Consider the following 24344-nt stretch of genomic DNA (forward strand, 5'->3'; position numbering starts at 1 on the left):
CTACCATCGAGGCGGACCCTGGGGCGGCTGGGGCGGCTCGTCACCACGAGCTCTCCGCTCCGGCCCCTGCCGAGCTCCCTGATGGTCCCGTCCTGCTCGCGACGCACCCCGACGAGCCCATCGCTCGCACTCACCCCTCACCGGAAGCAGCCATGACCGCCGCACCCACCCGTCCACGTCACGACTCCGAGCCCACCACCCGCACCCCGGGCACCGACCGCCGACCCACGGTCTCGGAGAACATCCAGGCCCTCGCCTCAGCCCAGAAGTCGAACGCCGGCGCCCCGCTCTACTCCCGCGTCATCAACCGCCCCGCGGGCCGGGTCCTCGCGGCGGTCGCCCACCGGATCGGCCTCACCCCGGACCAGGTCACCGCGATCTCAGCCGTGTGCACGTACCTCGGCATCATTCTCATCGCCGTCTGGCGTCCCACCGTGCTCGCCACGGTCGTGACCTCGCTCCTCCTCATGCTCGGATACGCCCTCGACTCGGCCGACGGGCAGCTCGCGCGCCTGCGCCACGGCGGCTCGCGGGCGGGCGAGTGGCTCGATCACGTCGCGGACGTCATCAAGCTCTCGACGATCCACGGCGCGATCGCCATCAGCCTCTACCGGTTCGCCCTCGGCTCCGGCATCCACAGCGCCTCGCTGCTGCTCATCCCGCTCGCCTTCGGCGCCGTGCAGAACATCCACTTCTTCAGCTACATCCTCACCTACCAGCTGCGCTACAACGGCGGCACCCCGTTGGCGAAGGACGAGCGGAAGCCGTCCTTCCTCAAGTCCGTCCTCTCGGCGCCGACGGACTACGGCCTCATGTGCTTCGTCCTCATGCTGCGCTTCGTGCCGGTGGCCTTCCTCTGGGTCTACGGCCTCATGCTCGTCGGATACGCCGCCTACGTCGTGCTCGCGCTGCCCAAGTGGTACCTCGAGCTCCGTCGCGAGCGCTGAGCCCGATCCGTCGCGCGTCACGGAGCTGCGGCGCGGCGGCAGCGCTGAGGGGGCGCACGACCCGCTGGTTCGTGCGCCCCCTCGTCGTGTCCTGGACGGGCCCTCCCGCGGGCGTCAGCGGCCGATCATCTCGCTGATGACCCCGGACATGGCCTCGCGGTAGACCGCCGTCGTGAAACGCTCGGCGGCCTCACGCTGACCATCCGTGGCGAGCCGCGCCGCCAGGGCCGGGTCGGCGGCGATCCGCGCGAGTGCCGAGGCGAGCGCCTCAGCGTCCTCCGGGGGCACGAGCAGGCCCGTGACCTCGTCCGTGACGACCTCGGCGAGGCCCTGGACCCGTGAGGCGACGAGCGGTCGTGCCGCGTGCATCGCCTCGACGGCCGTGTTCCCGAAGGGCTCGGCCCTGGACGGGACGACGACGGCGTCGGCGGCCTCGAGGACCTGCCAGGTCGGGTGGACGTAGCCGAGGAGGTCGACGTGCCCGGCGAGGTCCGGCTGGGTGGCCCGCTCACGCAGCTGCTCCTCGTACCACTCGTAGCCCGGGAAGATCGAGCCCGCGACCTGCAGCGAGGCGTCCACGCCGCGAGCGCGCAGGAGGGCGATCGCCTCGAGGAGGACGTCGACGCCCTTGCGGGGTGACAGGCGCCCGACCATCGCGACCCGGAAGTCGTCACCGGCGGTGCGCTCGCGCAGCGGGGCGAGCGGCTCCGGGGGAGCGGCGACCCCGTTGTGGACGACCTGCGTCCGCGAGGCCAGCACCGGCTGCGCCGCGAGGAGCGCGTCGCGGGCGGCGCCGGAGTTCGCGACGATCCGGTTCGCCGCGAGGAGCGGGGCGTTGAGGCCCGCGCGGATGACGAGCCGCTGGGTGTCCTCGGCCTCGTGCACGTGAGAGAGCACCGGGACGCCCGCGAGGCGGCCGGCGACGGGCCACCACGGGATCGTCACCGTGTTCGACAGCAGCAGGTCCGCCCCGCACGCCCGGATGAGGCCCCGCAGGTAGGAGACCTCGCCGGGCGTCCGCATCGCGAGCCTTGCCAGCCCCTTCGGGGTGAGCAGCGTCTTGCGCAGGACGGTGAACGGCAGGACCGCCACCCTCGCACCCACGCCCTCGAGGACGGGGACGAGGGGACCGTCGAGCGGCAGCGCGACGTTGACGCGGTAGCCGGACTCGATGAGCCCGCTGATGGTCTCGACGAGCTGCCAGTCCGAGCCGTAGAGGTCGGGCGAGGGGTGGGCGACGAGGACGAGGGGGGAGGCGGCGCTCATGCGGGGAAGGCCCCCGTCCGACGACCGGACGGACGGTGGCGGACAGGCCCCTCGAGGGCGAGCCGACGGCACAGCTCCTCGTAGCGGTCGGCCACCTCGTCCCAGTCGTAGAGCGCGGCGCGGTCGCGGGAGAGCCGGCCGCGGTCGACCTGGGCCACGGGGTCCGCCTCGGCGGACTCGACGAGGGCGCGCACGTCCTCGGCCGTGCTCCAGTACCGGCCGGCGTCTCCGAGGACCTCGCGGTTGAAGGAGACGTCGAAGGCGTCCACCGCCGCGCCGGCGCCGATCGCGCGCAGGAGGGACGGGTTCGTGCCGCCCACGGAGTGGCCGTGGTAGTAGACAAGGGCGTTGCCGTAGAGCTGGTCGAGCAGCTCCTGGTCCCACAGGCCCCCGACGAGGCGGACCCGGTCGTCCGCCAGGGCGTTGATCCGCTCCGTGTACTCGTTGCCGTAGGGGGCCGAGCCGACGACGACGAGCGGAAGACGGGCACCGGACCGGACGTAGCCGTCGACGACGACGTCGACGTGGTTCTCGATCTCGAAGCGGGCGACGACCAGGTGGAACCGGCCCGCGGCGAGGTCGAGCTCCTCGAGGCGGCTCGACTCCGCGTGGATCCGCAGGGCGCCGTAGGCGATGAGGTCGGTCGGTGCGTGGAACTCGTCCGCGTAGTAGTCGGCGATCCCCTGGGCGTCGGCGATGAGGGCGTCGGAGTAGCGCACGGCGACGGCCTCCGCCGCCCGGTAGTAGCTCTGGCCGGTCGGACCCCACTTGCCGCGGCGCCACTCGAGGCCGTCGACGTGCGTAGCCACCGGGATCCTCGCCGCCCGCAGGACAGGCACGAAGGGGGAGTTGGCCGCGTTGAAGACGATGGCGCAGTCCGGGTGGACCCTCGGGAGGAGGTGCGCCACGGAGGCCGCCGTGTGCGAGAGCGTCTCCAGGCTGCGCTTCTTGACCGCGGGGAGCTCGACGACGCGCATGCCCTCGTGGACGCGGGGGAGCGGGCCCTCCTCGGGCGCGGGGTTGCGGGAGTAGACCAGGACCTGGTGACCCTTGGCGGCCAGGCGCTTGCCGACCTCCTCGATGGCGGTCTCGAAGCCGCCGTAGCGTGCGGGGACGCCGCGCGTCCCGATCATGGCGATGCGCAGGCGGTTCGGGTCGGGGACGGTCATCCACGTGCCTTTCGGTGTCGACAGGGGAGCAGAGGGTGCTCGGGCCAGGGTATCCGCTCGCCAACGGGGTCGGGCGCCTGTCGGGCCGAGACGCCGCGCCGCCGGCGCCGGTCACCCGCTCGAAGCGTCCACGGGCGCCGCATGCACCCGTGGGGGTGAGCCGGGCGCGGGGCTCTTCACCCGCTGGAGGTGAGTCCGGCGGGGGCTGTGTTCACCCTCGTCGTGACGCGTCCGAGACCGACGTGATCCGGACGTGACCAATGCGGTGACGTGCGTCTCCGCGCAATCGCAGTGAGTGGATCGTTGTCGGTTCGTGATCCTCAGCAGAACCCTTGCGCCCCACACTTCCCTCCAGCTCACTTCCTCCAGCTCGAGTCCGCGTCCCCGCCCCGTGGGACGGGGGGGGGCACCTCACCCGGAGCCAGCTCACCCACCCCTTCTGGAGGATCCGTGAAGGTCACTCGTACCAGCCGCCACGGCCTGGCCGCCCTGGCGGCTGCGCCGCTCATCATCTCGTCGCTGGTCGTCGCCGCTCCAGCCTCTGCCTCGGCGTCGGCGTCAACGGCTGGCCGGGGGCCTCGAGCACCGGCAAGGTCCTCAACGGCGACGTCGACGACGCCGCGGTCTACCCGACCCAGCTGAGCGCCGAGCAGGTCGCCGCCCACTACAAGGCCGCCACCAAGACCGCCGTCACCCCCACGCCGGAGCCGACTGCCACCGACGCGCCCACGAGCGCCCCGAGCTCCTCTGCGACGCCGACTGACGCCGGCACCCCCGCCGTCGACGCGGGTGGCCAGGACGCGAGCGTCCGCGCCTCCGACTCCTTCGACCGCACCGGCGCCGGTGCCTGGGGCTATGCCGCGACGGGCGGTGCCTGGGCGGTCTCGCCGGCGACGCGATTCTCCGTGGCTGACGGCGCGGGCGTCATCGCCCTCGACAAGGCGGGCTCGACCTCGACGGCGACCCTGACGGGTGTCTCGTCCACCTCGACGACGGTCGACACGACGTACACGCTCTCCGAGGCGCAGACGGGTGGCGGTGTCTACACGACGGTCAACGCCCGGCAGACCGCCGTCGGCTCCTACGGGGTCAAGGTGCGCACCACCTCGACGGGCTCCCTCCTGGCGAGCCTCGTGAAGAAGGTCGGCTCGACGGAGACGGTCCTGGCCTCGAGCACGGTCAAGGGCTGGAGCGCGGGCGCGCCGGTCCACGTCTCGGTGACGGCCGACGGCACGGGGGAGACGAGCCTGGCTGCCTCTGTCTGGCTGGGTGACTCCGCTCCGGCCGCGCCGATGATGACCGCGACGGACGGCGCCGACGGGCTCCAGACGGCCGGCAGCATCGGCATCACCGAGTACCTCTCCGGCGCCAGCACCTCGACGACCGGGGTCATGCGTCTCGACGAGCTCACGGCGACCAGCGCCGACTGAGGTGGTCCCTGCAGCGCGAGACTCGACGCGGTCCCCAGGCGGGCGGGGCGGGCACCAGCCCGTCCCGCCCGCCGCGCTCGTGCTGTCCCGTCGGCGTCACCCGGGTGACCTGCTCGGGTGGTCGAGGTCCCCACCGGGTGAAGCCCGGGCGTCGCCACCTCACCCTTCGGCGTGACCTCGTCGTGACAACGGTGACGCGTTCGTGACCCTTGCTGTTAGGCACGTCCCACACCGGCCGCAGGGACCTCGCAAGGCGGTCATCGTTGCCCGGCCGTTACCTGAGGGCTCCTGAGGGAGCCGGATACTCGGTCGCGTCAATCCCTGGTCGGTGCGCCCTGTCGCCGCCTCGTTCCCCCTAGTACTCCACGATCGGAGGACCCGTGAAGCTCTCTCGTACCGGCCGTCGCGGCCTGGTCGCCCTCGTCACCGTGCCCGTCGTGGCCGCGTCCCTCTTCGCTCCGGTGGCGGCCTCCGCCTCCCAGGTCGACGACGCCAGCGGCCGCCTTCAGACCGACTACACGGCCAAGCCCCTGCCGACGGTTCAGGTGGACGGTGTGGTGTGGGACCAGCTGGTCGTCGGTGACGTGGTGTACGTGACGGGTCAGTTCACGTCGGCGCGTCCGGCTGGTGCGAAGGCCGGCGTAGATGAGACGCCGCGGTCGAACATCCTGGCGTACGACCTCAACACGGGCGAGCTCATCGAGGACTTCGCTCCGGTCCTCAACAACACCGGCCGCTCGCTGGCGGTTTCGGACGACGGCAAGACGCTGTACGTGGGCGGCTCCTTCGACAAGGTCGACGGGGCCTGGCACGGCCGCCTCGCCGCCTTCGACCTCACCAAGGGCCACGGTCAGCTCATCAGCTCCTTCAAGCCGATGTTCTCCACCACCGTCAACGCGATCGACGTCCACGGGAGCACGGTGTACGCCGGCGGCGCTTTCTCGACCGTCAACGGTGTGGCGCGGGCCGAGCTGGCCGCCGTCTCCGCGGACAGGGGCACGCTGCTGGACTGGACGGCCTCCGCCGCCGGCACCAACTCGCAGGTCTACGCCCTCAAGGTCTCCCCGGACGGGTCCAAGGTGGTCGTGGGCGGCTCCTTCCAGACGCTCAACGGCTCGTCGAACCCGGGCTACGGCCTGGCCATGCTCGACGCCTCCACCGGAGCCATGCTCTCCACGCCCGTCGACTCGACCGTGCGGGTCGCCGGCAACTACGGCGCCATCCGCGACATCGAGGTCGACGACTCCGGCTTCTACGGAGCCGCCTACTCCCAGTCCGTCAGCCAGGCCAACCTTGAGGGCACCTTCAAGGCCGACTGGGACGGCAACCTCACCTGGGTCGAGCCCTGCCACGGCGACTCCTACGGAATCTACCCCGACGGTGACCAGGTCTACGTCGCCGACCACGCCCACTCCTGCCAGACCATCGGCGGCTTCTCCGACTACACGTGGAAGACCGACTCGGGCACGACGCTGACGAAGTACTACCGCGGGCTCGCCTTCACCAACAGCCCCGACGTCACCATCTCCAGCACCGGCACCAACGGCTACAAGGACTGGTCCGGCTACAAGAGCCCCGAGCTCCTCGACTGGTACCCCGACCTCACCGCCGGCACCTTCACCGGCATGAACCAGGCCGCCTACAACGTCACCGGCACCGACGACTACCTCCTCATGGCCGGTGAGTTCACGCAGGCCGGCGGCAAGACCCAGCAGGGCCTCGTCCGCTACGCCAAGCGCACGGCCACGACCTCCGAGGCCCCCGAAGGCACCGGCGACGACCTCAAGCTCACCGCGAGCTCCTACGTCAACGGCCTCGTCAGCATCTCCTACCAGCCCACCTGGGACCGCGACGACACCTCGCTCACCTACAAGCTCTACCGCGACGACCAGACAGCGCCCGTCGACGAGCGCACCATCTCCTCGCGCCACTGGGAGCTGCAGGCGCAGAGCCTCACCGACAAGGGCGTCTCCGACGGCACCCACACGTACCACCTCGTCGTCACCGACGCCGAGGGCAACTCGGTCGACGCGACCACGACCGTCGAGGTCGGCAGCGGCTCGACCCTGAGCCCCTACGACACCCGCTCCGTCGAGCTCGGCGCCACGCACCTGTGGACCTTCGACGAGACCAGCGGCTCCACCCTCAAGGACCTCGTCGGCGGCGACGACATGACCACCGCCTCCGGCGTCTCGCTCGGCCAGTCCGGCGTCCGCTCCGGCTCCTCCGCCGTCGGCCTCAACGGCCTCAGCACCGGCACCGCCACCGCCGCCTCCTCCGACGGTGACATCCAGACCTTCACGGTCGAGACCTGGATCAAGACCGACTCGTCCTGGGGCGGCCCCATCGTCGGCTACAAGAACGGCAGCTCCCTCGACCGCCTCCTCTACATGGACTCCGCCGGCCGCGTGCGCTTCGGCGTCTACCCGGGCACGGTCAAGGCCCTCTCCTCCGGGACCGGGTACAACGACGGCCAGTGGCACCTCGTCACCGCCACGCTCGGCAAGGGCGGGACCGCGCTCTACGTCGACGGCAAGAAGGTCGCCGCGGACTCCAGCGCCACCGCCGCCCAGTCCTTCAGCGGCTACTGGACGCTCGGCGTCGGCACCACCTCGGGCTGGCCCGGCTCCGTGTACGACCGCTCCCTCGAGGGCTCCGTCGACGGTGTCACCGTCTACCCGAGCCAGCTCACCGACCAGCAGGTCTCCGACCACTACGGCTTGAGCACCAACCAGGCCCCGACGGCTTCCTTCAGCGCCTCGACCTCCGACCTCACCGCCGACGTCGACGCCTCCGCGTCCGCCGACGCGGACGGCTCCATCGCCTCCTACGCGTGGGACTTCGGCGACGGCAGCACGGGCACCGGCAAGACCGCCTCGCATACCTACGCCGAGGCCGGCACCTACACGGTCGCCCTCACCGTCACCGACGACAAGGGCACGACGACCCGCACCACCTCCAAGGTCACGGTCGCGGCGCCGGTCGCCGCCAACCATGCCCCGGAGGCTGCCTTCACCGCCACGGTGAGCAGCCTCACCGCCGACGTCGACGCCTCCGACTCCGTCGACCCCGACGGGTCCATCGCCTCCTACGCCTGGGACTTCGGCGACGGCAGCACGGGCACGGGCAAGGCCGCCTCGCACACCTACGCCGAGGCCGGCACCCACACGGTGACCCTCACCGTCACCGACGACCAGGGCCTCAGCTCCCAGACGACCCAGGAGGTCACGACCAGCGAACCGGTCGCGGCCAACCAGGCCCCGACCGCCTCCTTCTCCGCCCAGACCTCGGACCTCGACGTGGCCCTGGACGCCAACGCGTCCTCCGACCCCGACGGCTCCATCGCCTCCTACGCGTGGGACTTCGGCGACGGCACGACCGGCGAGGGCACCTCCGTCACGCACTCCTACAAGGAGGCCGGCACGTACACCGTGACCCTCACCGTCACGGACGACAAGGGCGCCACCGCTGAGACGACCCAGTCCGTCGTCGTCGCCGCCCCCGCCGTCGCCGACGGCGTCCTCGCCAAGGACTCCTTCGCCCGCGACGTCCCGGCCGGCTGGGGTGACGCCGAGCGCGGCGGCTCCTGGACCGTCGCACCGCAGTCCCGGTTCTCCGTCGCCAACGGCCAGGCCGTCATCGCCCTCAACAAGGCCGGCTCCACGTCGACCGCGGCCCTCAAGTCCGTCTCCTCCGACGCCACCGAGGTCCTCGCCTCGTACACGATGACCGAGGCCCCGACGGGCGGCGGCGTCTACACCTCCGTCGTCGGCCGCCAGACCGGCACGGGCAGCTACAACGTCCGCGTCCGCACCGCCTCCGACGGTTCGCTCGTCGCCTCCCTCACCGCCATCAGCGGCGGCAAGGAGACGATCCTCGCCGCCAAGCGCCTGACCGGCACCTGGACCCCCGGCACGCCGATCAACGTCCGCTTCCAGGCCGTCGGCACCTCGCCGACGACCCTCCAGGCCAAGGTCTGGACCGGCGACACCGAGCCCGACGCGTGGACCCTCACCGCGACCGACTCCACGGACGGCCTGCAGACCGCCGGCTCGATCGGACTGAGCGCCTACACGTCCGGGTCCTCGACGTCGACGACCGGAGCCCTCGAGCTGCTCTCCCTGAGCGCCTCCTCCGTCATCGAGTGACCCCACCCGCCGCGGGGCCCGCCGAGCCGTGATCCACGGCCGACGGGCCCCGCGGCGCACCCGCCCGACGCACCGCGACGGGCTCGCAGAGCCGCGCAACGCGCGCGGCAGAATGGCACCGGTCCGCGTCCTCGCGCGGACCGACCCGGAAGGAAGACCACATGACCCTGTCCACCACCGCGCGTCGCACCGCCGCCGGCCTCGGCGTCGTCCTGCTCGCCCTCGGCGCGGGAGCGTGCTCCTCCGACTCGGGCTCCAGCGCGAGCGCCAGCTCCTCCGCGACGGCCGCCTCAGCGGGGGTCACCGCCTCGGACCGGGCCGGAGACGGCGCCACGCTGGCGCCCGTGCCGACCCCGACCGTCACCGTGACCGCCGGATCGACCGCCGCGCCCTCCGCCGCCGTGGCCGCCCCCTCAGACGGCGCCAGCCTCGTGCCCGGCCAGGCCGGCTACACCCAGCCCGAGTCGACCCCCGTCGCCCTCGACAAGGACCAGACCGCCGGTGACGTCAAGGTCACCCTCGGCAGGATCATCTCCACCAAGGGGGTCGCGAACGGGCCCGGCGAGGTCTCCGGCCCGGCCCTCGTCGTCACCGTCACGCTGGAGAACACCGGCTCGAAGGACGTCGACCTCGCCGCCGCCTCCGTCACCCTGTCCTACGGGAAGGACCAGACCCCGGCCACCACCTTCGCGAGCATGGACGAGGCGAAGAGCGTCCCTGCCACCGTCGCGGCCGGGAAGTCGGTCACGGGCTCCTACGTGTTCGCGGTGCCGAGCGACGAGCAGGACGACGTGACCGTCGACGTCGTCGTGACGACCGACCAGCCAGTCGCCGTCTTCCACGGCTCGGCCTCCTGACGGAGGCGGCTCCGAGCACACGAGGAGGGGGTGAGCAGCGCGCGCTGCTCACCCCCTCCTCGTGTCCGGGAGACCGGGTGTCAGGACTCCTCGGAGACAATCTCTGCCTCGGGCGCGGTGCTCGCGTCCGCACCCGGCTCGGCGACCGTGGACCCGTCCCCGTCGCGGCCCGCGGCGCGGCGGCCGTGGTCGGCACGCTTGCGGTCCCGGCCCTCGGCCCACATGGCGTAGAGGATCGCCAACATGAGGCCCACGGCGGTGGCGACGATGACGTCGCCCTTCGCGCCCGTGCGGGCCATCGTGGCGCTCTCCGTCGTGGCCGGGGTCGTCACCGCCGGGTTGAGGACGGTGCCGCCCACCCCCAGGAGCTCGCCGGAGGCGAGCTGGGTCTGCAGGGCCTCAACCGTCGCGTCGACGCGGGCCACGGCCTCCTTCTTCGTCGCGGCGGTCGCCTTGACCGAGAGCAGGAGAGTGCTGGTGGGGTTGGAGGCGGTCACGGCCTTCGCGAGGGCGTCGGAGTCGTCACCGGTGGTCTTCGCCGCGGCGTCCATGATGGCGGGGCTGGTGGTCAGCTCGACGAGAGTCGGCATGGCGGTCATCGCGTAGGTCGCCAACTGGTAGCTGTTGTTCGTCGCCGCAGAGCTCTTCGTCGCCGCCGCGAGGGCGGCCCCCTGCTGCGACTGGGTCTTGTCCCCGGACGACGAGGCCGCGGCGCTCGTCTCCTCACTCGTCGAGCCGGGCAGTCCCGGCTGCATGACGAGCTGCTCCTCCACCGTCGCCGACGGCTGGATCCGCAGCGCCATGCCGACCCCGGCGAGCGCGAGGACGACGGTGATGAGGAGGAATCCGACGAGGTGGTGGCGGATGGCGGAACCGATCTGAGGGGGGTTCACGGTGCTCCTGAGAGTGAGGGTCGCCGCAGGACCACGGCCTCGTCATCGTAGTAGCGTGACTATCCGGTGAGGCTATTGCCCTGCTCACCGAATGACCGCATCATCGGCGGAGAGACCCACGTGCACCACCTGATCATCCTGCTCATCGAGCTCGCCGTCTGCGCCGTGCTCGCGGTCGCGCTCGTGAGGGTCATGGGGCGCAAGCCGTGGCTCGCGATGCTTCTCGTGCTGTGCTCCATCGCCTTCGTCCCCGTGTGGGTCGCGCCCCCGGTCAACCCCTACGTGCCGCCGGCCACGCTCGCGTGCGTCCTCGCGCTCGTGGTGCTGCTCCCGCGCTTCTCCTTCCGGCTCACAGCCGGCGACGTGCTCGTCCTGGCGGCGATGCTGCTCGTCATGGCCTCCCGCTTCGTGGGCGCCAACAAGCTCTACGTCCAGTCCGACGTCTGGCTCGGCGCGCTGCCCGCCTACCTCGTCGGACGCTGCGCGATCGAGACGGTCGGCCGCAAGCGCGTCTACGCGCTCATCGCCGGCGTGTGGGCCGTCGTCGCCGTCCTCGCCCTCGTCGAGTTCGCGACCCGGACGAATATCTTCGTCAACATCCGCTTCCACAACTCGATGTACAGCACGTGGTCCCAGATCCAGATCCGAAGCGGTCTGGCGCGTGTCGAGGGGGCCTTCGGGCACTCCATCGCCCTGGGAACCTCCCTGGCTGCGGGCATCCCCTTCGCCGCGGCCGCGCCCTGGAAGCGCTCCGTGCGCGTCGGCGTCATGCTGCTCATCCTCGCGGGCACGCTGCCGACCCTGTCCCGCACGGGCATGCTCTGCGCGTTCGTCGCGCTCGCCCTGTCCGTGACCCTCATGCGATCCGACCTCGGGGCCGTCGCGCGAGGCTCGGTCATCCTCCTCCTCGGCGCGGGTGCCGCGCTGATCCTGCCGACCATCCTCCAGGTCTTCGCCGTGGCCGGCACTGAGCAGTCGGGCTCAGCGGACTACCGCGGTCACCTCCTGCGCCTCATCACGCGCCTCATCCCGCTGGGCCAGTCGCCGGCCGCCCAGAGCAACGGGCGCTCGACCACGTGGGACGGCTTCGAGTCCGTCGACGACCAGATGCTGCTCGGCGCGCTGCGCTTCGGCTGGGCTCCCGTCGTCCTGCTCAGCATCGGCCTGGCCGTCCTCATCATCCGTACGCTGCGCACGCGCGCCACCGCTCCGCAGATCGCCGTCGTCTCCTTCATCCCCGCCTACGTCACGGTCGCCTTCATCACCCAGCTCGGCACCGTCGTCTGGCTCGTCATCGGTCTCGCCGTCGCGACGCAGGCGGAGCACCTCCTGGGGGGCGCCGGGGCTGGGGAGGGTCATCGACGTCCCGATCCTGCTGCGGTCAGGAGTGCGGATCCCGCTCCCGTCGCGCGGGTACTGACCGCGTAGGGTGACGGCGGCGCGAGCCGCCTCCCTGATCAGTCCCGTCCCACAGCCAGGAGTTCCCTATGAGTGACACGCTGCCCGAGAGCCGCTCCCCGAGAGCCTCGGTCGCCGTCGCCGTCCTCACGTACAAGCGCCCCGACCACGCCAGGGTGCTCGTCCCGGTCCTCGACGCCGCCATGGGCGAGGTGGCCGACGGCCGCCCACTGCGCCTCATCGTCGTCGACAACGACCCCGAGGCCACCGCGCGCGACATCATCTCTGCGGGCGCCGCGTCGGCCGCCCACGAGGTCACCTACGTCCACGAGCCGGAGCCCGGCATCGCGGCCGCCCGCAACGCCGCCCTCGAGGCGTGCACCGAGGATGCCATCGTCTTCATCGACGACGACGAGCGACCCGAGCCCGGTTGGCTGCCCGCACTCATCGCCACCTGGGAGTGGACCGGCGCGGACGCCGTCGTCGGTCCCGTGCTCCCCGACTTCGAGGTCGAGCCCGACCCGTGGGTCGTCGCGGGCGGCTGGTTCGACCACGGGCGCCACTCCACCGGCTACGTGATGCCGGCTGCAGCGACGAACAACCTTCTCCTGGAGATGGCGACCATGCGCCGCCTCGACCTGCGCTTCGACCTCGGCTTCGGGATCTCCGGCGGCTCAGACACGATGCTGACCCGGACCCTCATCCGCGACGGCGGCCGCATCGTGTGGTGCGACGAGGCCGTCGTCAACGACGAGGTGCCCGCCAAGCGCCTCACGAGGCAGTGGGTCACCAAGCGCGCCTACCGCTCGGGCAACTCCTGGGCCTCCGTGGACGTCGCCCTCGCCAAGCAGCAGGGCGGAAGCGCCGTGTTGCGCTCCCGCCTCCACCAGGGTCTGCGCGGGGCGGAGCGCGTCGCCCTCGGCTCCGTCATGGTCGCCACCGCCCTCCTGCGCGGCTCCGAGCGCGCCCACTCGAGGTCCGTGCGCGTCGTCCAGCGAGGCCGCGGCATGGTGGCCGGCGCCCTCGGCACCCGCTACATGGAGTACCGGCGCTCGTGAGGCGCCCGGGCCCACGAGCCGCGCAGCCACGCGACGAAGGCCGTCTCCCCGTTCGGGGAGACGGCCTTCGTCAGTCTGGGCTGATCCGTGCAGGCGCCGACGCACCTGATCAGGAGCGGCCGAAGCGCACCCGGCGCACGTCGCGCAGGCCGTCGCGGGCTCCGCGCAGTGCGGGCAGGACCGTGAGCGAGGGATGCTGGACCATCTGGCGGCGGCCGCCGCGCATGAGGATCGCCCAGGACTCCTGCGGGGTCCGGAGCACCCAGCGCTGGAGCTCCTCGCGCCGGGCCCAGTGGGCTCCGAGGAGCAGGCGGTTGCGGACGTTCCAGTAGTAGTAGGTGGGGGAGTGCCGCGTCTCGCGGGACTCCTCCGCCTGCGTCCCGCCCTGGACGTGCCGGGCGACCGCCTCGGTGTCGTTGACGAGGCGAGCGCCCGCGCGCAGGGCGCGCAGCGAGAAGTCGACGTCCTCCCAGTAGAGGAAGTAGTCGTCCGCCATGCCACCCGTGGCGACCCAGAGGTCCCGGGACACCGCGAGGCACGCTCCCGTGAGCCACTCCTCGTGGCGGTGGCCGGGCAGGGTCTGCGCGCGCGGCGGGCGGACGGCGCCGTCGGTGAGGTCGACGCGGTATCCCCAGAAGGTCTCCCGGCCCTCGCCGTCGACGATCATGGGGGCCACGAGCACCATCGGGTCGTCGTGGACCTGCTGCGCGAGACGCCCCACGGAGGACCGGTCGAGGGTGGCGTCGGGGTTGAGGATGATGACCCGCTCCGCCCCGCGGTGCAGGGCCTCGGCCACGCCCAGGTTGACGCCGACGCCGAAGCCCGTGTTCCTGTCGGGCAGGACCGTCGTCCAGCCGTTCTCGGCCGCCAGGGCGGTGAGCGCCTCGCGCTCCTCAGGAGTGGTGAGGTTGTCGACGACGACGGCGCTCGGGGCGTCCTCGCCCGCCGTGACCGGCACGAGGTTCTCCGCGAGGAGCGAGTGGGAGCCGTAGCTGACGACGACGAGCGCCGTCGTGGGCATGAGCGAGGACATCGGGCGGAACCCTTCGGGTCGGAGACGGCGCACGCGGGCTCCGTGCGCCCGCGCGCCGGATAGTATCGCGGGGACCCGCCCCGTCCCCCAGGGAGAACTCGTGGCTGAAGACCACCGCACCCTCGACGTCGCCGTGTGCACCTTCCGCCGGCCCGCCCTCATCACCACCCTCGTCCCCCTCCTCCTCGCGCAGGCGGACGCTCTCCCGGAGACGGACGTCCGCGTCAGCGTCATCGACAACGACCCCGACGGCTCCGCGCTGTCCGCGCTCGAGGCCGCCGGTCTCACGGACCGCGCCCACGTCGTCGTCGAGCCGACCGCGGGCCTCGCCGCCGCGCGCAACCGCGCCCTCACCGAGGCGGCCGGGCGTGACCTCCTCGTCTTCATCGACGACGATGAGGAGCCCCGCGAGGGCTGGCTCCGCGCGCTCGTGGACCAGCAGGCGAGCACGGGTGCCGCGGCCGTCTCCGGTCCTGTCGTCTCCGAGCTGGCCGCCGGCACGGATCCTGTCACCGCCGCCTCGCCGCTCTTCGCCCGACCCCGGCGTGCCACCGGAGCGCGCCGCGACTCCGCGGCCACCAACAACCTCCTGCTCGACCTGCGCCGGGTGCGCGCCGCCGGCCTCGCCTTCGACCCCCGCTTCTCCTTCACCGGCGGGGAGGACACCTTCTTCACGCGCGGGCTCGTCGCAGCGGGAGGCGAGATCGTCTGGTGCGACGAGGCGGTCGTCTCCGAGGTCGTCCCGCCGGAGCGCTCGACGCCGCAGTGGGTCCGGGCTCGTGCCCGGCGCAACGGCGAGACCTGGGCCTGGGTGAGGATCCTCGGGACCGGGGGGCGCGAGCGCACGGCGCTCCGTGCACGCCTCGCCGCCCGCGGCGCCGCCCTCGTCGCGCTCCACACGGCCCGCGAGCGCCTCGCCTCGGACCCGGTCGCCAAGGCCGACCACGGCCACCGCGCCGCCGGCGGACTGGGCATCCTCCGGGCCGCGACCACCGGGAGGGTCACCGAGGAGTACGCGCGCTGAGCCCTCCGGGCCCGCCGTCCGGGTCCGGTCCTGAGGGGCCCGACCGCAGCGGGTGGGCGCGCGTGAGCCCGCTCACGGGACGCCCGCATTCGGGCCGGGAGCGTCCTGGGTCACGGCGCTCGACGCGCGCGAGGCGCTACCTTTGCGGAGCCTCTGAGCGCGGCGTCCGGCGGACGCCCCGGCGCCCAGCCCCACCGACTGCATAGGACGACATGCGCATCCTCATCCTCTGGGCCTCCCTCGACCAGCCGAACCTCGGTGTCCGCGCGCTCGCGGTCGGCACCAAGGCCCTCGCCCAGCGCGTCTTCCCCGACGCCGAGATCGAGATCCAGGGAACCGGCTGCGGCGACTCGCCCATGGGCATCATGCGCGGCCGCAGCCTCGTCAAGGAGCGCCTCACCGGGGAGAAGGGCTTCTACGACTGGCTCTCCTCCTTCGACCTCATCCTCGACACCCGCGCCGGCGACTCCTTCGCCGACATCTACGGCTTCGACCGTCTGCGCAAGATGTCGATGGTCCCCGAGATCGCCCACGCCACGGGCGTGCCCGTCGTCCTCACCCCCCAGACGATCGGCCCCTTCACGACCCGCCGCGGCACGCTCCTCGCGCGCCGCGTCCTGCGCCAGGCCTCCCTCGTCGCCAGCCGCGACCCTCGCTCCGCCGCCTTCTCCGCCGAGCTCGGTCGTCCGGTCGACGTCGAGTCCACGGACGTCGTCTTCGCCATCGACCACCCCGCCGTCGAGCGCACCCGCGACGTCGTCCTCAACGTCTCCGGCCTCCTGTGGGACGAGAACCCGCACGTCGACGCCGCCCGCTACCGCCACGACGTCGTCGAGGTGGCCCGCCGTCTCCAGGCCGACGGGCGGACGGTCTCCCTCCTCGCGCACGTCGTCGGCGCCGACGACTCCGCGGGCGACAACGACCGCTACCCCCTCGCGGACCTTCGCCGCGAGCTCGGTGACATCGAGGTCGTCATCCCCACCGGGGAGGACGCCCTCACCCAGGTCCGCGAGACCGTCGGCTCCGCCTCCGTCGTCCTCGGCTCGCGCATGCACGCCTGCCTCAACGCCCTCTCCATGGGCACCCCCTCGATCCCGCTGGCCTACTCCCGCAAGTTCGCCCCGCTCCTGTCGGACCTCGGCTGGGAGCACGTCGTCGACCTGCGCGAGGACGGCGTCGTCGAGCGGGTCCTCGCTGAGCTCGCGACCCCGGACCTCGCGGGTGAGGCCGCCGCCCTGCGCGAGCGCGCCGACGCCTCCGTCAGCCGCTTCGCCGACGCCCTCGGCGAGATGGGAAGCACCCTGCGATGAGCGAGAACGAGCTCGACCCGATCACCCCGCCCCTCGACCCGGAACCCGCCTCCGGCGACGCCGTGAACTCCCCGGTCACCGGCTCCGCCGGGACCCGGTCCGTCTTCGACGACGCCGGTCGCGTCACCGTCGCCGAGGACCCCGAGGGCGCCGAGGAGGTCGACGAGCTCGCACCCGCGAAAGGCAAGAGCCTCGGCAACCAGGCCGCGAAGGCCGCTGGCCAGACCGTGTGGACCCAGGCCCTGCGCATCATCGTGCAGCTCGGCAACGTCGTCGTCCTGGCCCGCCTGCTCGACAACCACTCCTACGGCGTCGTCGGCATGGTCACCGCCGTCATCGGCATCGCGACCATCTTCCAGGACTTCGGGCTCTCCACCGCGGCGATCCAGGGCAAGGGCCTCACTCTCGCCCAGCGCTCCAACCTGTGGTGGCTCAACACGGGCGCCGGCTTCATCCTCATGGTGATCGGCATCGCGATCTCGCCGCTCCTGGCCGTCTTCTACCACGAGCCCGCCGTCACCCTCGTCTCGATGGCCATCGCCCCCACCTTCTTCATGGCGGGCATGGTCAACCAGTACCGCGCGGACCTCAACCGCAACCTCCAGGTCGGCCGTCTCCTGTCCGTGGACCTGGTGGCCTCCCTGCTCGCCCTGGTCGCCGGCGCCGTGACCGCCGGCTGGGGCTGGAGCTACTGGGCCCTCGTCGTGCAACGCGTCGTCACGGCGCTCATCCCGCTCATCGTCCTGCCCTTCCTCGCGGGCTGGCTCCCGCGGCGCTGGGACCGGAGGGCCCCGATGCGCGCGCTCCTGGGCTTCGGCGTGCAGATGGCCGGCACCTCGGTCGTCTCCTACGTCGCGGCGAACCTCGACTCGATCCTCATGGGGCGCTTCTTCGGAGCCAACGTCCTGGGCCTCTACAACCGCGCCGTGCAGACCATGCGCACCCCGCTCAACCAGTTCCGACCGCAGGTGACCACCCTCGGCCTGTCCGTCATGTCCAAGCTCCAGGACGACGACGAGCGGGCGCTGGCCTACCTCCGTCGCGGTCAGCTGGGCCTGGGCTACCCCGTCTTCCTCTCGATGGGCCTCGTCGTGGCGGCCGCCCCGAGCGTCGTGGACGTCGTCCTGGGCTCCCAGTGGCTCGCCGTCGTCCCGTACATGCGTCTCGTCGCCATCGGCGAGGGCCTCAGCACCCTGGCCTCGGTGGGTGGCTGGATCTACACGTCCCGAGGGCTCGGGCGCGCGTACCTCCGCTACACCATGCTCTCCGCCGTCGTCCGCATGATCGCGATCGTCATCGGCGCCCAGTTCGGCGCCATGGGTGTCGCGTACGCCTACGTCGCCTCGCCGTTCATCCTCTGGCCCATCTCGGTCCTTCTCGCCGGGCGCGCAGGCAACCTGCGCACCTGGCCGCTCGTGTGGAACGGCCTGCGGATCTTCGCCGTGTCGGCCGTCGCCACCGGGGTCACATGGGCCGTGTGCCTCCCGATCGCGCACCTCCCCGCAATCGTCGTCTGCCTCGTCTCCTGCGTCGCGATGGCCTTCGCCATGGCGCTGCTCGCGCTCGTACTCCCCTTCGTCCGTCACGACATGAAGGAGCTCGGGATCATGGTGCGGATGATGGTCAAGCGCTGAGTCGCCTCCCGCTCGCCGCGAAGCGGCGCCCACCTCGGCGGACGGCGCCCCTAGACTGCCCGCCGTGCGCCTGACAGCCCTCCTCCCCCCGCTCCTCACCGACCCGACCACGGCCGAGCTCGTGGCGGCGGCGGGAAGCCGGGCCCGCACGGACCGCTCCGTCGTCGTCGCCCCGGGGGCCCGGCCGGCCGTCCTCGCCCTCATGGCGATGGGCCCCGACGGCGTCGCCCGCGCGGTCGGACAGCGGGCCGCGGCCCCCTCGGCCGGCAACTGCCTCGATGCCGCTGGGACCGCGCCGGCCGCAGGGGAGGGCACCCCGCTGCTCGTCCTCACGGCCACCACGCGCGAGGCCGAGGAGACTGCCGCGGCCCTGGCCTGCTACCTCCCGGAGACCGACGTCGCCGTCCTCCCCGCCTGGGAGACCCTGCCGCACGAGCGGCTGTCCCCCCGCGCCGACACGGTCGCCACGCGGCTCTCCGTCCTGCGCCGCCTCGCCCACCCCGAGGACGGCGAGCGCACCGGGGACGCCTCGCGCGGCCCCATCCGGGTGCTCCTCACCCCGGTGCGCGCTCTCCTCGCCCCGATCGTCGCGGGCCTCGGCGAGCTCGAGCCCATCCGCCTGGCCGCGGGCGAGGAGATCGGCCTCGAGGCCACGGCCCGGCGCCTGGCCGACGCCGCCTACACGCGCGTCGACATGGTCGAGAACCGAGGCGAGTTCGCCGTCCGAGGCGGCATCCTCGACGTCTTCCCGCCCACCGAGCCGCGCCCTGTCCGCGTCGACTTCTTCGGCGACGAGATCGAGTCCGTCTCCTCCTTCGCGGTCTCCGACCAGCGCACCGTCGAGGAGCTGGGTGCCGTCACCGCCACGGCCTGTCGCGAGGTGCTCCTCACCGACGAGGTCCGCGAGCGCGCCGAGCGCCTCAAGGGCGTCATCCCTGGCGCCGGGGACCTCCTCGAGAAGATCGCCGCCGGGGTGCCCTCCGAGGGAATGGAGTCCCTCGCCCCCGTCCTCGTGCCCCGCATGGTGCCCCTCCTCGACCTCGTCGGGGACCGCCTCGTCGTCGGCCTCGAGCCCGAGCGACTGCGCAAGCGCGCCGAGGACCTCACCGCTACCACCCAGGAGTTCCTCGCCGCCGCCTGGACGAGCGCCGCGAACGGCGGGAACGCCCCCATCGACCTGTCGGCCGCGGCCTTCGCCCACCTCGCGGAGGCCCGTGGCCTCGCCCTGTCCTCGAACCTGGGCTGGTGGTCGCTCACCTCGCTCAAGGCCACACCGGACACGGTCGAGCTGCCGCTTCGGGACCCCAAGGGCTACGGCGGCCGGCTCGAGGAGGCCGTCCGAGACATCGGCGGCCTGGCGCGCGACGGCTGGGGCGTCGTCGTCGCCACCCAGGGCCCCGGTCCCGGCCGCCGCATGGCCGAGCTCCTCGGCGACGGCGGTGTGCCGGCCCGTATCGTCACCCAGCTCGACGAGCCCGCCGACCTCGGCCGGGGAGAGGGGCCGGACGCGTCCGGCGGCTCGGCCGGTGACGGCGTCGTCCGCGTCACCCAGGCGAGCGCCGGCCACGGCTTCGTCTCCGACGAGCTCAGGCTCGCCCTCCTCGCCGAGTCCGACCTCACCGGCCGCGCCGGGGGAGGACCTCGCCAGCGCAAGGTCCTGCCCGCCCGCCGCTCCCGCAAGAGCGTCGACCCGCTCTCCCTGCACCCCGGGGACCTCGTCGTTCACGCCCAGCACGGCGTCGGCCGCTTCGTCGAGCTCATGCGCCGGGGGGTGGGGTCGGCCAAGAACACTGCGAATCCAGCAACGCGCGAGTACGTCGTCATCGAGTACGCCCCCTCCAAGAAGGGACAGCCCGGCGACCGGCTCCTCGTGCCCACCGACGCCCTCGACCAGGTGAGCAAGTACGTCGGCGGAGACAACCCGACCCTCAACAAGATGGGCGGCGCCGACTGGCAGCGCACCAAGTCGAAGGCGCGCAAGGCGGTCCGCGAGATCGCCGGCGAGCTCGTGCGGCTCTACGCGGCCCGCTCCGCCACCACGGGCCACGCCTTCGGCCCCGACACCCCGTGGCAGACCGAGCTCGAGGAGGCCTTCCCCTACACGGAGACCCCCGACCAGCTCTCCACCATCGACGAGGTCAAGCGGGACATGGAGTCGCCCCAGCCGATGGACCGCCTCATCTGCGGCGACGTCGGCTACGGCAAGACCGAGATCGCCGTGCGCGCCGCCTTCAAGGCCATCCAGGACGGCAAGCAGGTCGCCGTCCTCGTGCCGACGACGCTGCTCGTCTCCCAGCACGCCGAGACCTTCACCGAGCGGATGGCGGGCTTCCCCGTCAAGATCGCCCAGCTCTCCCGCTTCCAGTCCGCCGCGGAGTCCGAGAAGGTCCTCGCGGGCCTGGCCGACGGCTCGGTCGACGTCGTCGTCGGCACCCACCGCCTCATCACCGGGCAGGTGCGCTTCAAGGACCTCGGCCTCGTCGTCATCGACGAGGAGCAGCGCTTCGGCGTCGAGCACAAGGAGACCCTCAAGGCCCTGCGCACGGACGTCGACGTGCTGTCCATGTCCGCCACCCCGATCCCGCGCACCCTCGAGATGGCGGTGACCGGCCTGCGCGAGATGTCGACCCTGGCCACCCCGCCCGAGGACCGCCACCCGATCCTCACCTACGTCGGCGCCTACGAGCGCAAGCAGGTCTCCGCCGCCGTGCGCCGCGAGCTCCTGCGCGACGGCCAGGTCTTCTACGTCCACAACCGCGTCGAGGACATCGACCGCGTCGCCGCCCAGATCTCCGAGATGGTCCCCGAGGCCCGCGTCGCCACCGCCCACGGGCAGATGAGCGAGACACGCCTCGAGCAGGTCATCGACGCCTTCTGGCACAAGGAGATCGACGTCCTCGTCTGCACGACGATCGTCGAGACCGGCCTCGACGTCTCCAACGCCAACACCCTCATCGTCGACCGCGCCGACCGCATGGGCCTGTCCCAGCTCCACCAGCTGCGCGGGCGCGTCGGCCGAGGCCGCGAGCGCGCCTACGCCTACTTCCTCTACCCGGCCGACAAGCCGCTCACCGAGACCGCCCTGGAGCGCCTGCGCACCATCGCCACGAACACGGACCTCGGCGCCGGCATGCAGGTCGCCATGAAGGACCTCGAGATCCGCGGCGCCGGCAACCTCCTCGGCGGCGAGCAGTCCGGGCACATCGCCGGGGTCGGCTTCGACCTCTACGTCCGCATGGTCTCCGAGGCCGTGGCCGCCTACAAGAAGGCCCTCAAGATCGACCCGTCCGCGGCCGGTGCGGCCGGCGACGCCGCCGAGCGGGCCGGCGAGGCCGAGGCGGAGATCGACGAGGATCTGCGCGTCGAGCTGCCCGTCGACGCGACGATCCCCGAGGACTACGTCCCCCACGAGCGCCTGCGGCTGGAGGCCTACACGAAGTTCGCCGCCGCCCGCTCCGAGGCCGACGTCGCCGACGTGCTGGACGAGCTCACCGACCGCTACGGGCCCGTCCCCGAGCCGGTCCAGCGCCTCGCCGCGCTCGCTCGCCTGCGCTCGCTCGCCGCGCACCTCGGGGTGCGGGAGATCGTCGCGCAGGGCAAGTCGATCCGCTTCGCGCCCCTCGACCTGCCCGAGTCCGGCCGCATGCGCCTCACGCGCCTCTACCCGGGCACCACCCTCAAGCCCGCCACCCGCACCATCGTCGTGCCCGCCCCCGGCGCGGCCCGCATGGGCGGGGGAGCGGTCGAGGGCGAGGAGCTCCTCCGCTGGGCCGAGGTCCTCCTCCACGCCGTCGTCGAGGGCGACGAGGACTACGCCGCCGAGGCGACGAGGTACCGCCGCAGGCGCTGAGGCGGGCCCGCGCGCCGTCGCAAGGACGGTGCGCGGTGCGCGCCCCGACGCCCGGGAGCGCCGCAGCACCGGGCTACACTCGCCCCGGACCCCGTCCGCTCACCGGGCAGGGTTCCCGCCAGCAACCAAGGAGCACACCGTGACCCGTTCCGTCCCGCGCCGCACCCGCGCCCTCGCCGCCGCCGGCTCCCTCGTCCTGGCGGGCTCGGCGCTCGCGGGCTGCTCGGCCCACCCCGGCCGGGCCGCGTCGGCGTCCTACGACCTGCCCGACGGCACCCACGAGTCCGTGACGATCTCGGAGAACGAGGTCCAGAGCGCGGCCAGCCAGCTCAAGAACGTCCAGGGCCTCACCTCCGACACCGTCCTCACCGACCTCATCTGGCTGCCCGCCTACGAGAAGGTCGGTGCCGAGCACGGCATCACCGTCACCGACGCCGACGCGCGCTCCGCCCTCAAGGCCGCCAGGCTCAGCGCGTCGGACGCCTCGCAGACCACGATCGACGTCGTCCGCTCGGTCCTCTACTCCAACGCCTTCTCCTCGCTCGACCAGGACACCCTGGCCAAGGTCGCCGTCGAGTTCCAGGACATCGAGTCCTCCTCCTCGATCGAGGCCTCCCCACGCTACGACACGAAGCGCGACTTCCTCGACACGACCGGCTCCTCGAGCGTCAAGGTCGGCTGAGCGGCCCGCCCCGCCTCCCGACGGCGCCCCGCACCCACGTGCGGGGCGCCGTCGTCTCGCCGCGCGTGAACGTCCTGGATCGGAGGACCATGGCCCTCGTGCGCGTCGGTGCGGGCCGGTACGCTAGGGACCGCATCCGGATTCTCACAACAACAAGGAGCACCCACCGTGGCCCTCATTGAGAACGTTCACGCCCGCGAGATCCTCGACTCCCGTGGCAACCCGACCCTCGAGGTCGAGATCCTCCTCGAGGACGGCGCCTCCGCCCGCGCGGCCGTGCCCTCCGGCGCCTCCACCGGCGCCTTCGAGGCCGTCGAGCTCCGTGACGGCGACAAGTCCCGCTTCGGCGGCAAGGGCGTCGAGAAGGCCGTTGCCAACGTCAACGACGTCATCGCCCCCGAGATCATCGGCTTCGAGGCCTCCGACCAGCGCGGCCTCGACCAGCTCATGATCGAGCTTGACGGCACCCCGAACAAGGGCAAGCTCGGCGCGAACGCCATCCTCGGCGTCTCCCTCGCCGCCGCCCAGGCCTCCGCCGAGTCCGCCGAGCTCCCCCTCTACCAGTACATCGGCGGCGCGAACGCCCACGTCCTGCCCGTCCCCATGATGAACATCATGAACGGCGGCTCGCACGCCGACTCCAACGTCGACATCCAGGAGTTCATGATCGCCCCGATCGGCGCCGAGAGCTTCCGCGAGGCCCTGCGCACGGGTGCCGAGGTCTACCACTCGCTCAAGGCCGTCGTGAAGGACCGTGGGCTCTCCACCGGTCTGGGAGACGAGGGCGGCTTCGCCCCGAACCTCGACTCCAACCGCGAGGCCCTCGAGCTCATCGTCGAGGCCATCGAGAAGGCCGGCTACAAGCCCGGCAAGGACGTTGCCCTCGCCATGGACGTCGCCTCCTCCGAGTTCTTCGACGACAAGACCAAGACCTACGCCTTTGAGGGCGAGCAGCGCGACAACGCCTTCATGGTCGACTACTACGAGAAGCTCGTGCAGGACTTCCCGATCGTCTCCATCGAGGACCCGCTCTCCGAGGACGAGTGGGACGACTGGAAGGCCCTCACCGACAAGATCGGCGACAAGGTCCAGATCGTCGGCGACGACTTCTTCGTCACCAACCCCGAGCGTCTCGCCAAGGGCATCAAGCTCGGCGCCGCCAACGCCCTCCTCGTCAAGGTGAACCAGATCGGCTCCCTCACCGAGACCCTCGAGGCCGTCGAGATGGCCCACCGCGCCGGCTACAAGTCGATGACCTCCCACCGCTCCGGCGAGACCGAGGACACCACCATCGCCGACCTCTCCGTCGCCACCAACGCCGGTCAGATCAAGACCGGTGCCCCGGCCCGCGGTGAGCGCATCAACAAGTACAACCAGCTGCTCCGCATCGAGGAGGAGCTGGGCGAGGACGCCGTCTACGCCGGCGCCTCGGCCTTCCCGCGCTTCCAGGCCTGAGCCCGTGCCGGGCGCGCCCGGCACCCGCTGGTGAGCTCCTCCGCTGAGGCGGGCGGCTCACTCGCCTGACGCACCGACGGGGTGCGACGGAGAGATCCGTCGCACCCCGTCGTCGCGTCCGCGCGCACCAGCGGCGCCGCTGCGCGGAAGCGCGTCGGCTCCGCACGCTCGCGAGCGCGACGCACCCCGA

At 72.3% G+C, this 24344-nt stretch carries 16 protein-coding genes; 12 read left to right on the forward strand and 4 right to left on the reverse strand.

Annotated elements, in window-relative coordinates; genetic code table 11:
- Positions 1 to 152 precede the first annotated feature (152 nt).
- The gene (locus tag IXW69_RS09520; protein ID WP_194786107.1) at positions 153 to 947 is read left to right on the forward strand and encodes a CDP-alcohol phosphatidyltransferase family protein; all 795 of its coding nucleotides are present in this window, start codon (positions 153 to 155) and stop codon (positions 945 to 947) included.
- Between the two features lie 114 nt (positions 948 to 1061).
- Here the strand turns inward: IXW69_RS09520 and IXW69_RS09525 are convergent, their stop codons facing one another.
- A complete protein-coding gene (locus IXW69_RS09525) occupies positions 1062 to 2213 on the reverse strand; it encodes a glycosyltransferase family 4 protein (RefSeq protein WP_194786108.1) in 1152 nt (383 codons plus the stop codon).
- On the reverse strand, positions 2210 to 3382 hold the full coding sequence (locus tag IXW69_RS09530) for a DUF1972 domain-containing protein (protein ID WP_194786109.1): 1173 nt from the start codon (positions 3380 to 3382) through the stop codon (positions 2210 to 2212). The genes IXW69_RS09525 and IXW69_RS09530 overlap by 4 nt, the downstream gene beginning before the upstream one ends.
- Before the next feature lie 332 nt (positions 3383 to 3714).
- On the opposite strand from IXW69_RS09530, the gene IXW69_RS09535 reads away from it, so the two are divergent.
- The 3 genes from IXW69_RS09535 (at position 3715) to IXW69_RS09545 (ending at position 9817) form a co-directional block, all read left to right on the forward strand.
- Positions 3715 to 4812 (forward strand): hypothetical protein, encoded by a 1098-nt coding sequence (locus IXW69_RS09535; protein WP_194786110.1) that lies wholly within the window; start codon positions 3715 to 3717, stop codon positions 4810 to 4812.
- 380 nt (positions 4813 to 5192) lie between these two features.
- Entirely contained in the window at positions 5193 to 8960 is a 3768-nt protein-coding gene (locus IXW69_RS12085) for a PKD domain-containing protein (protein ID WP_194786111.1), read from the forward strand.
- A 161-nt stretch (positions 8961 to 9121) separates the two neighbouring features.
- A complete protein-coding gene (locus IXW69_RS09545) occupies positions 9122 to 9817 on the forward strand; it encodes a DUF4352 domain-containing protein (RefSeq protein WP_194786112.1) in 696 nt (231 codons plus the stop codon).
- A gap of 80 nt (positions 9818 to 9897) precedes the next feature.
- On the opposite strand, the gene IXW69_RS09550 is transcribed toward IXW69_RS09545, so the two are convergent.
- Positions 9898 to 10710, reverse strand: coding sequence for a hypothetical protein (locus IXW69_RS09550; protein WP_194786113.1), 813 nt, complete (start codon positions 10708 to 10710; stop codon positions 9898 to 9900).
- Positions 10711 to 10830: 120 nt separating this feature from the next.
- On the opposite strand from IXW69_RS09550, the gene IXW69_RS09555 reads away from it, so the two are divergent.
- Positions 10831 to 12138: a hypothetical protein gene (locus IXW69_RS09555; protein WP_194786114.1), complete on the forward strand. Its 1308-nt coding sequence runs from the start codon at positions 10831 to 10833 to the stop codon at positions 12136 to 12138.
- A 59-nt stretch (positions 12139 to 12197) separates the two neighbouring features.
- Positions 12198 to 13166, forward strand: coding sequence for a glycosyltransferase family 2 protein (locus IXW69_RS09560; protein WP_194786115.1), 969 nt, complete (start codon positions 12198 to 12200; stop codon positions 13164 to 13166).
- A 109-nt stretch (positions 13167 to 13275) separates the two neighbouring features.
- Here IXW69_RS09560 and IXW69_RS09565 read toward each other — a convergent pair whose 3' ends face one another.
- Positions 13276 to 14199, reverse strand: coding sequence for a glycosyltransferase family 2 protein (locus tag IXW69_RS09565; protein ID WP_194786116.1), 924 nt, complete (start codon positions 14197 to 14199; stop codon positions 13276 to 13278).
- Between the two features lie 100 nt (positions 14200 to 14299).
- On the opposite strand from IXW69_RS09565, the gene IXW69_RS09570 reads away from it, so the two are divergent.
- From IXW69_RS09570 to eno, 6 genes are all read left to right on the forward strand, one after another.
- Positions 14300 to 15223, forward strand: a complete 924-nt coding sequence (locus tag IXW69_RS09570) for a glycosyltransferase family 2 protein (protein ID WP_194786117.1) — start codon at positions 14300 to 14302, stop codon at positions 15221 to 15223.
- Positions 15224 to 15435: 212 nt separating this feature from the next.
- On the forward strand, positions 15436 to 16533 hold the full coding sequence (locus IXW69_RS09575) for a polysaccharide pyruvyl transferase family protein (protein WP_194786118.1): 1098 nt from the start codon (positions 15436 to 15438) through the stop codon (positions 16531 to 16533).
- Positions 16530 to 18167 (forward strand): lipopolysaccharide biosynthesis protein, encoded by a 1638-nt coding sequence (locus IXW69_RS09580; RefSeq protein WP_194786119.1) that lies wholly within the window; start codon positions 16530 to 16532, stop codon positions 18165 to 18167. Before IXW69_RS09575 ends, IXW69_RS09580 begins: the two co-directional genes overlap by 4 nt.
- A 64-nt stretch (positions 18168 to 18231) precedes the next feature.
- Positions 18232 to 22017: a transcription-repair coupling factor gene (mfd, locus tag IXW69_RS09585; RefSeq protein ID WP_194786120.1), complete on the forward strand. Its 3786-nt coding sequence runs from the start codon at positions 18232 to 18234 to the stop codon at positions 22015 to 22017.
- A gap of 139 nt (positions 22018 to 22156) precedes the next feature.
- Positions 22157 to 22699, forward strand: coding sequence for a hypothetical protein (locus IXW69_RS09590; RefSeq protein WP_194786121.1), 543 nt, complete (start codon positions 22157 to 22159; stop codon positions 22697 to 22699).
- 168 nt (positions 22700 to 22867) lie between these two features.
- Positions 22868 to 24154 (forward strand): phosphopyruvate hydratase, encoded by a 1287-nt coding sequence (gene eno / locus IXW69_RS09595; protein WP_194786122.1) that lies wholly within the window; start codon positions 22868 to 22870, stop codon positions 24152 to 24154.
- Positions 24155 to 24344: the final 190 nt, after the last annotated feature.

It is taken from the genome of Actinomyces haliotis (genome assembly GCF_015355765.1).
Lineage (GTDB): Bacteria > Actinomycetota > Actinomycetes > Actinomycetales > Actinomycetaceae > Actinomyces > Actinomyces haliotis.

Bases quoted from the DNA above. Each gene is read 5' to 3' on its own strand.
- IXW69_RS09545 (WP_194786112.1), top strand. From the start codon at position 9,122: ATGACCCTGTCCACCACCGCGCGTCGCACCGCCGCCGGCCTCGGCGTC.
- IXW69_RS09580 (WP_194786119.1), top strand. From the start codon at position 16,530: ATGAGCGAGAACGAGCTCGACCCGATCACCCCGCCCCTCGACCCGGAA.
- IXW69_RS09525 (WP_194786108.1), bottom strand. From the start codon at position 2,213: ATGAGCGCCGCCTCCCCCCTCGTCCTCGTCGCCCACCCCTCGCCCGAC.
- IXW69_RS09520 (WP_194786107.1), top strand. From the start codon at position 153: ATGACCGCCGCACCCACCCGTCCACGTCACGACTCCGAGCCCACCACC.
- IXW69_RS09565 (WP_194786116.1), bottom strand. From the start codon at position 14,199: ATGTCCTCGCTCATGCCCACGACGGCGCTCGTCGTCGTCAGCTACGGC.
- IXW69_RS09560 (WP_194786115.1), top strand. From the start codon at position 12,198: ATGAGTGACACGCTGCCCGAGAGCCGCTCCCCGAGAGCCTCGGTCGCC.
- IXW69_RS09530 (WP_194786109.1), bottom strand. From the start codon at position 3,382: ATGACCGTCCCCGACCCGAACCGCCTGCGCATCGCCATGATCGGGACG.
- IXW69_RS09575 (WP_194786118.1), top strand. From the start codon at position 15,436: ATGCGCATCCTCATCCTCTGGGCCTCCCTCGACCAGCCGAACCTCGGT.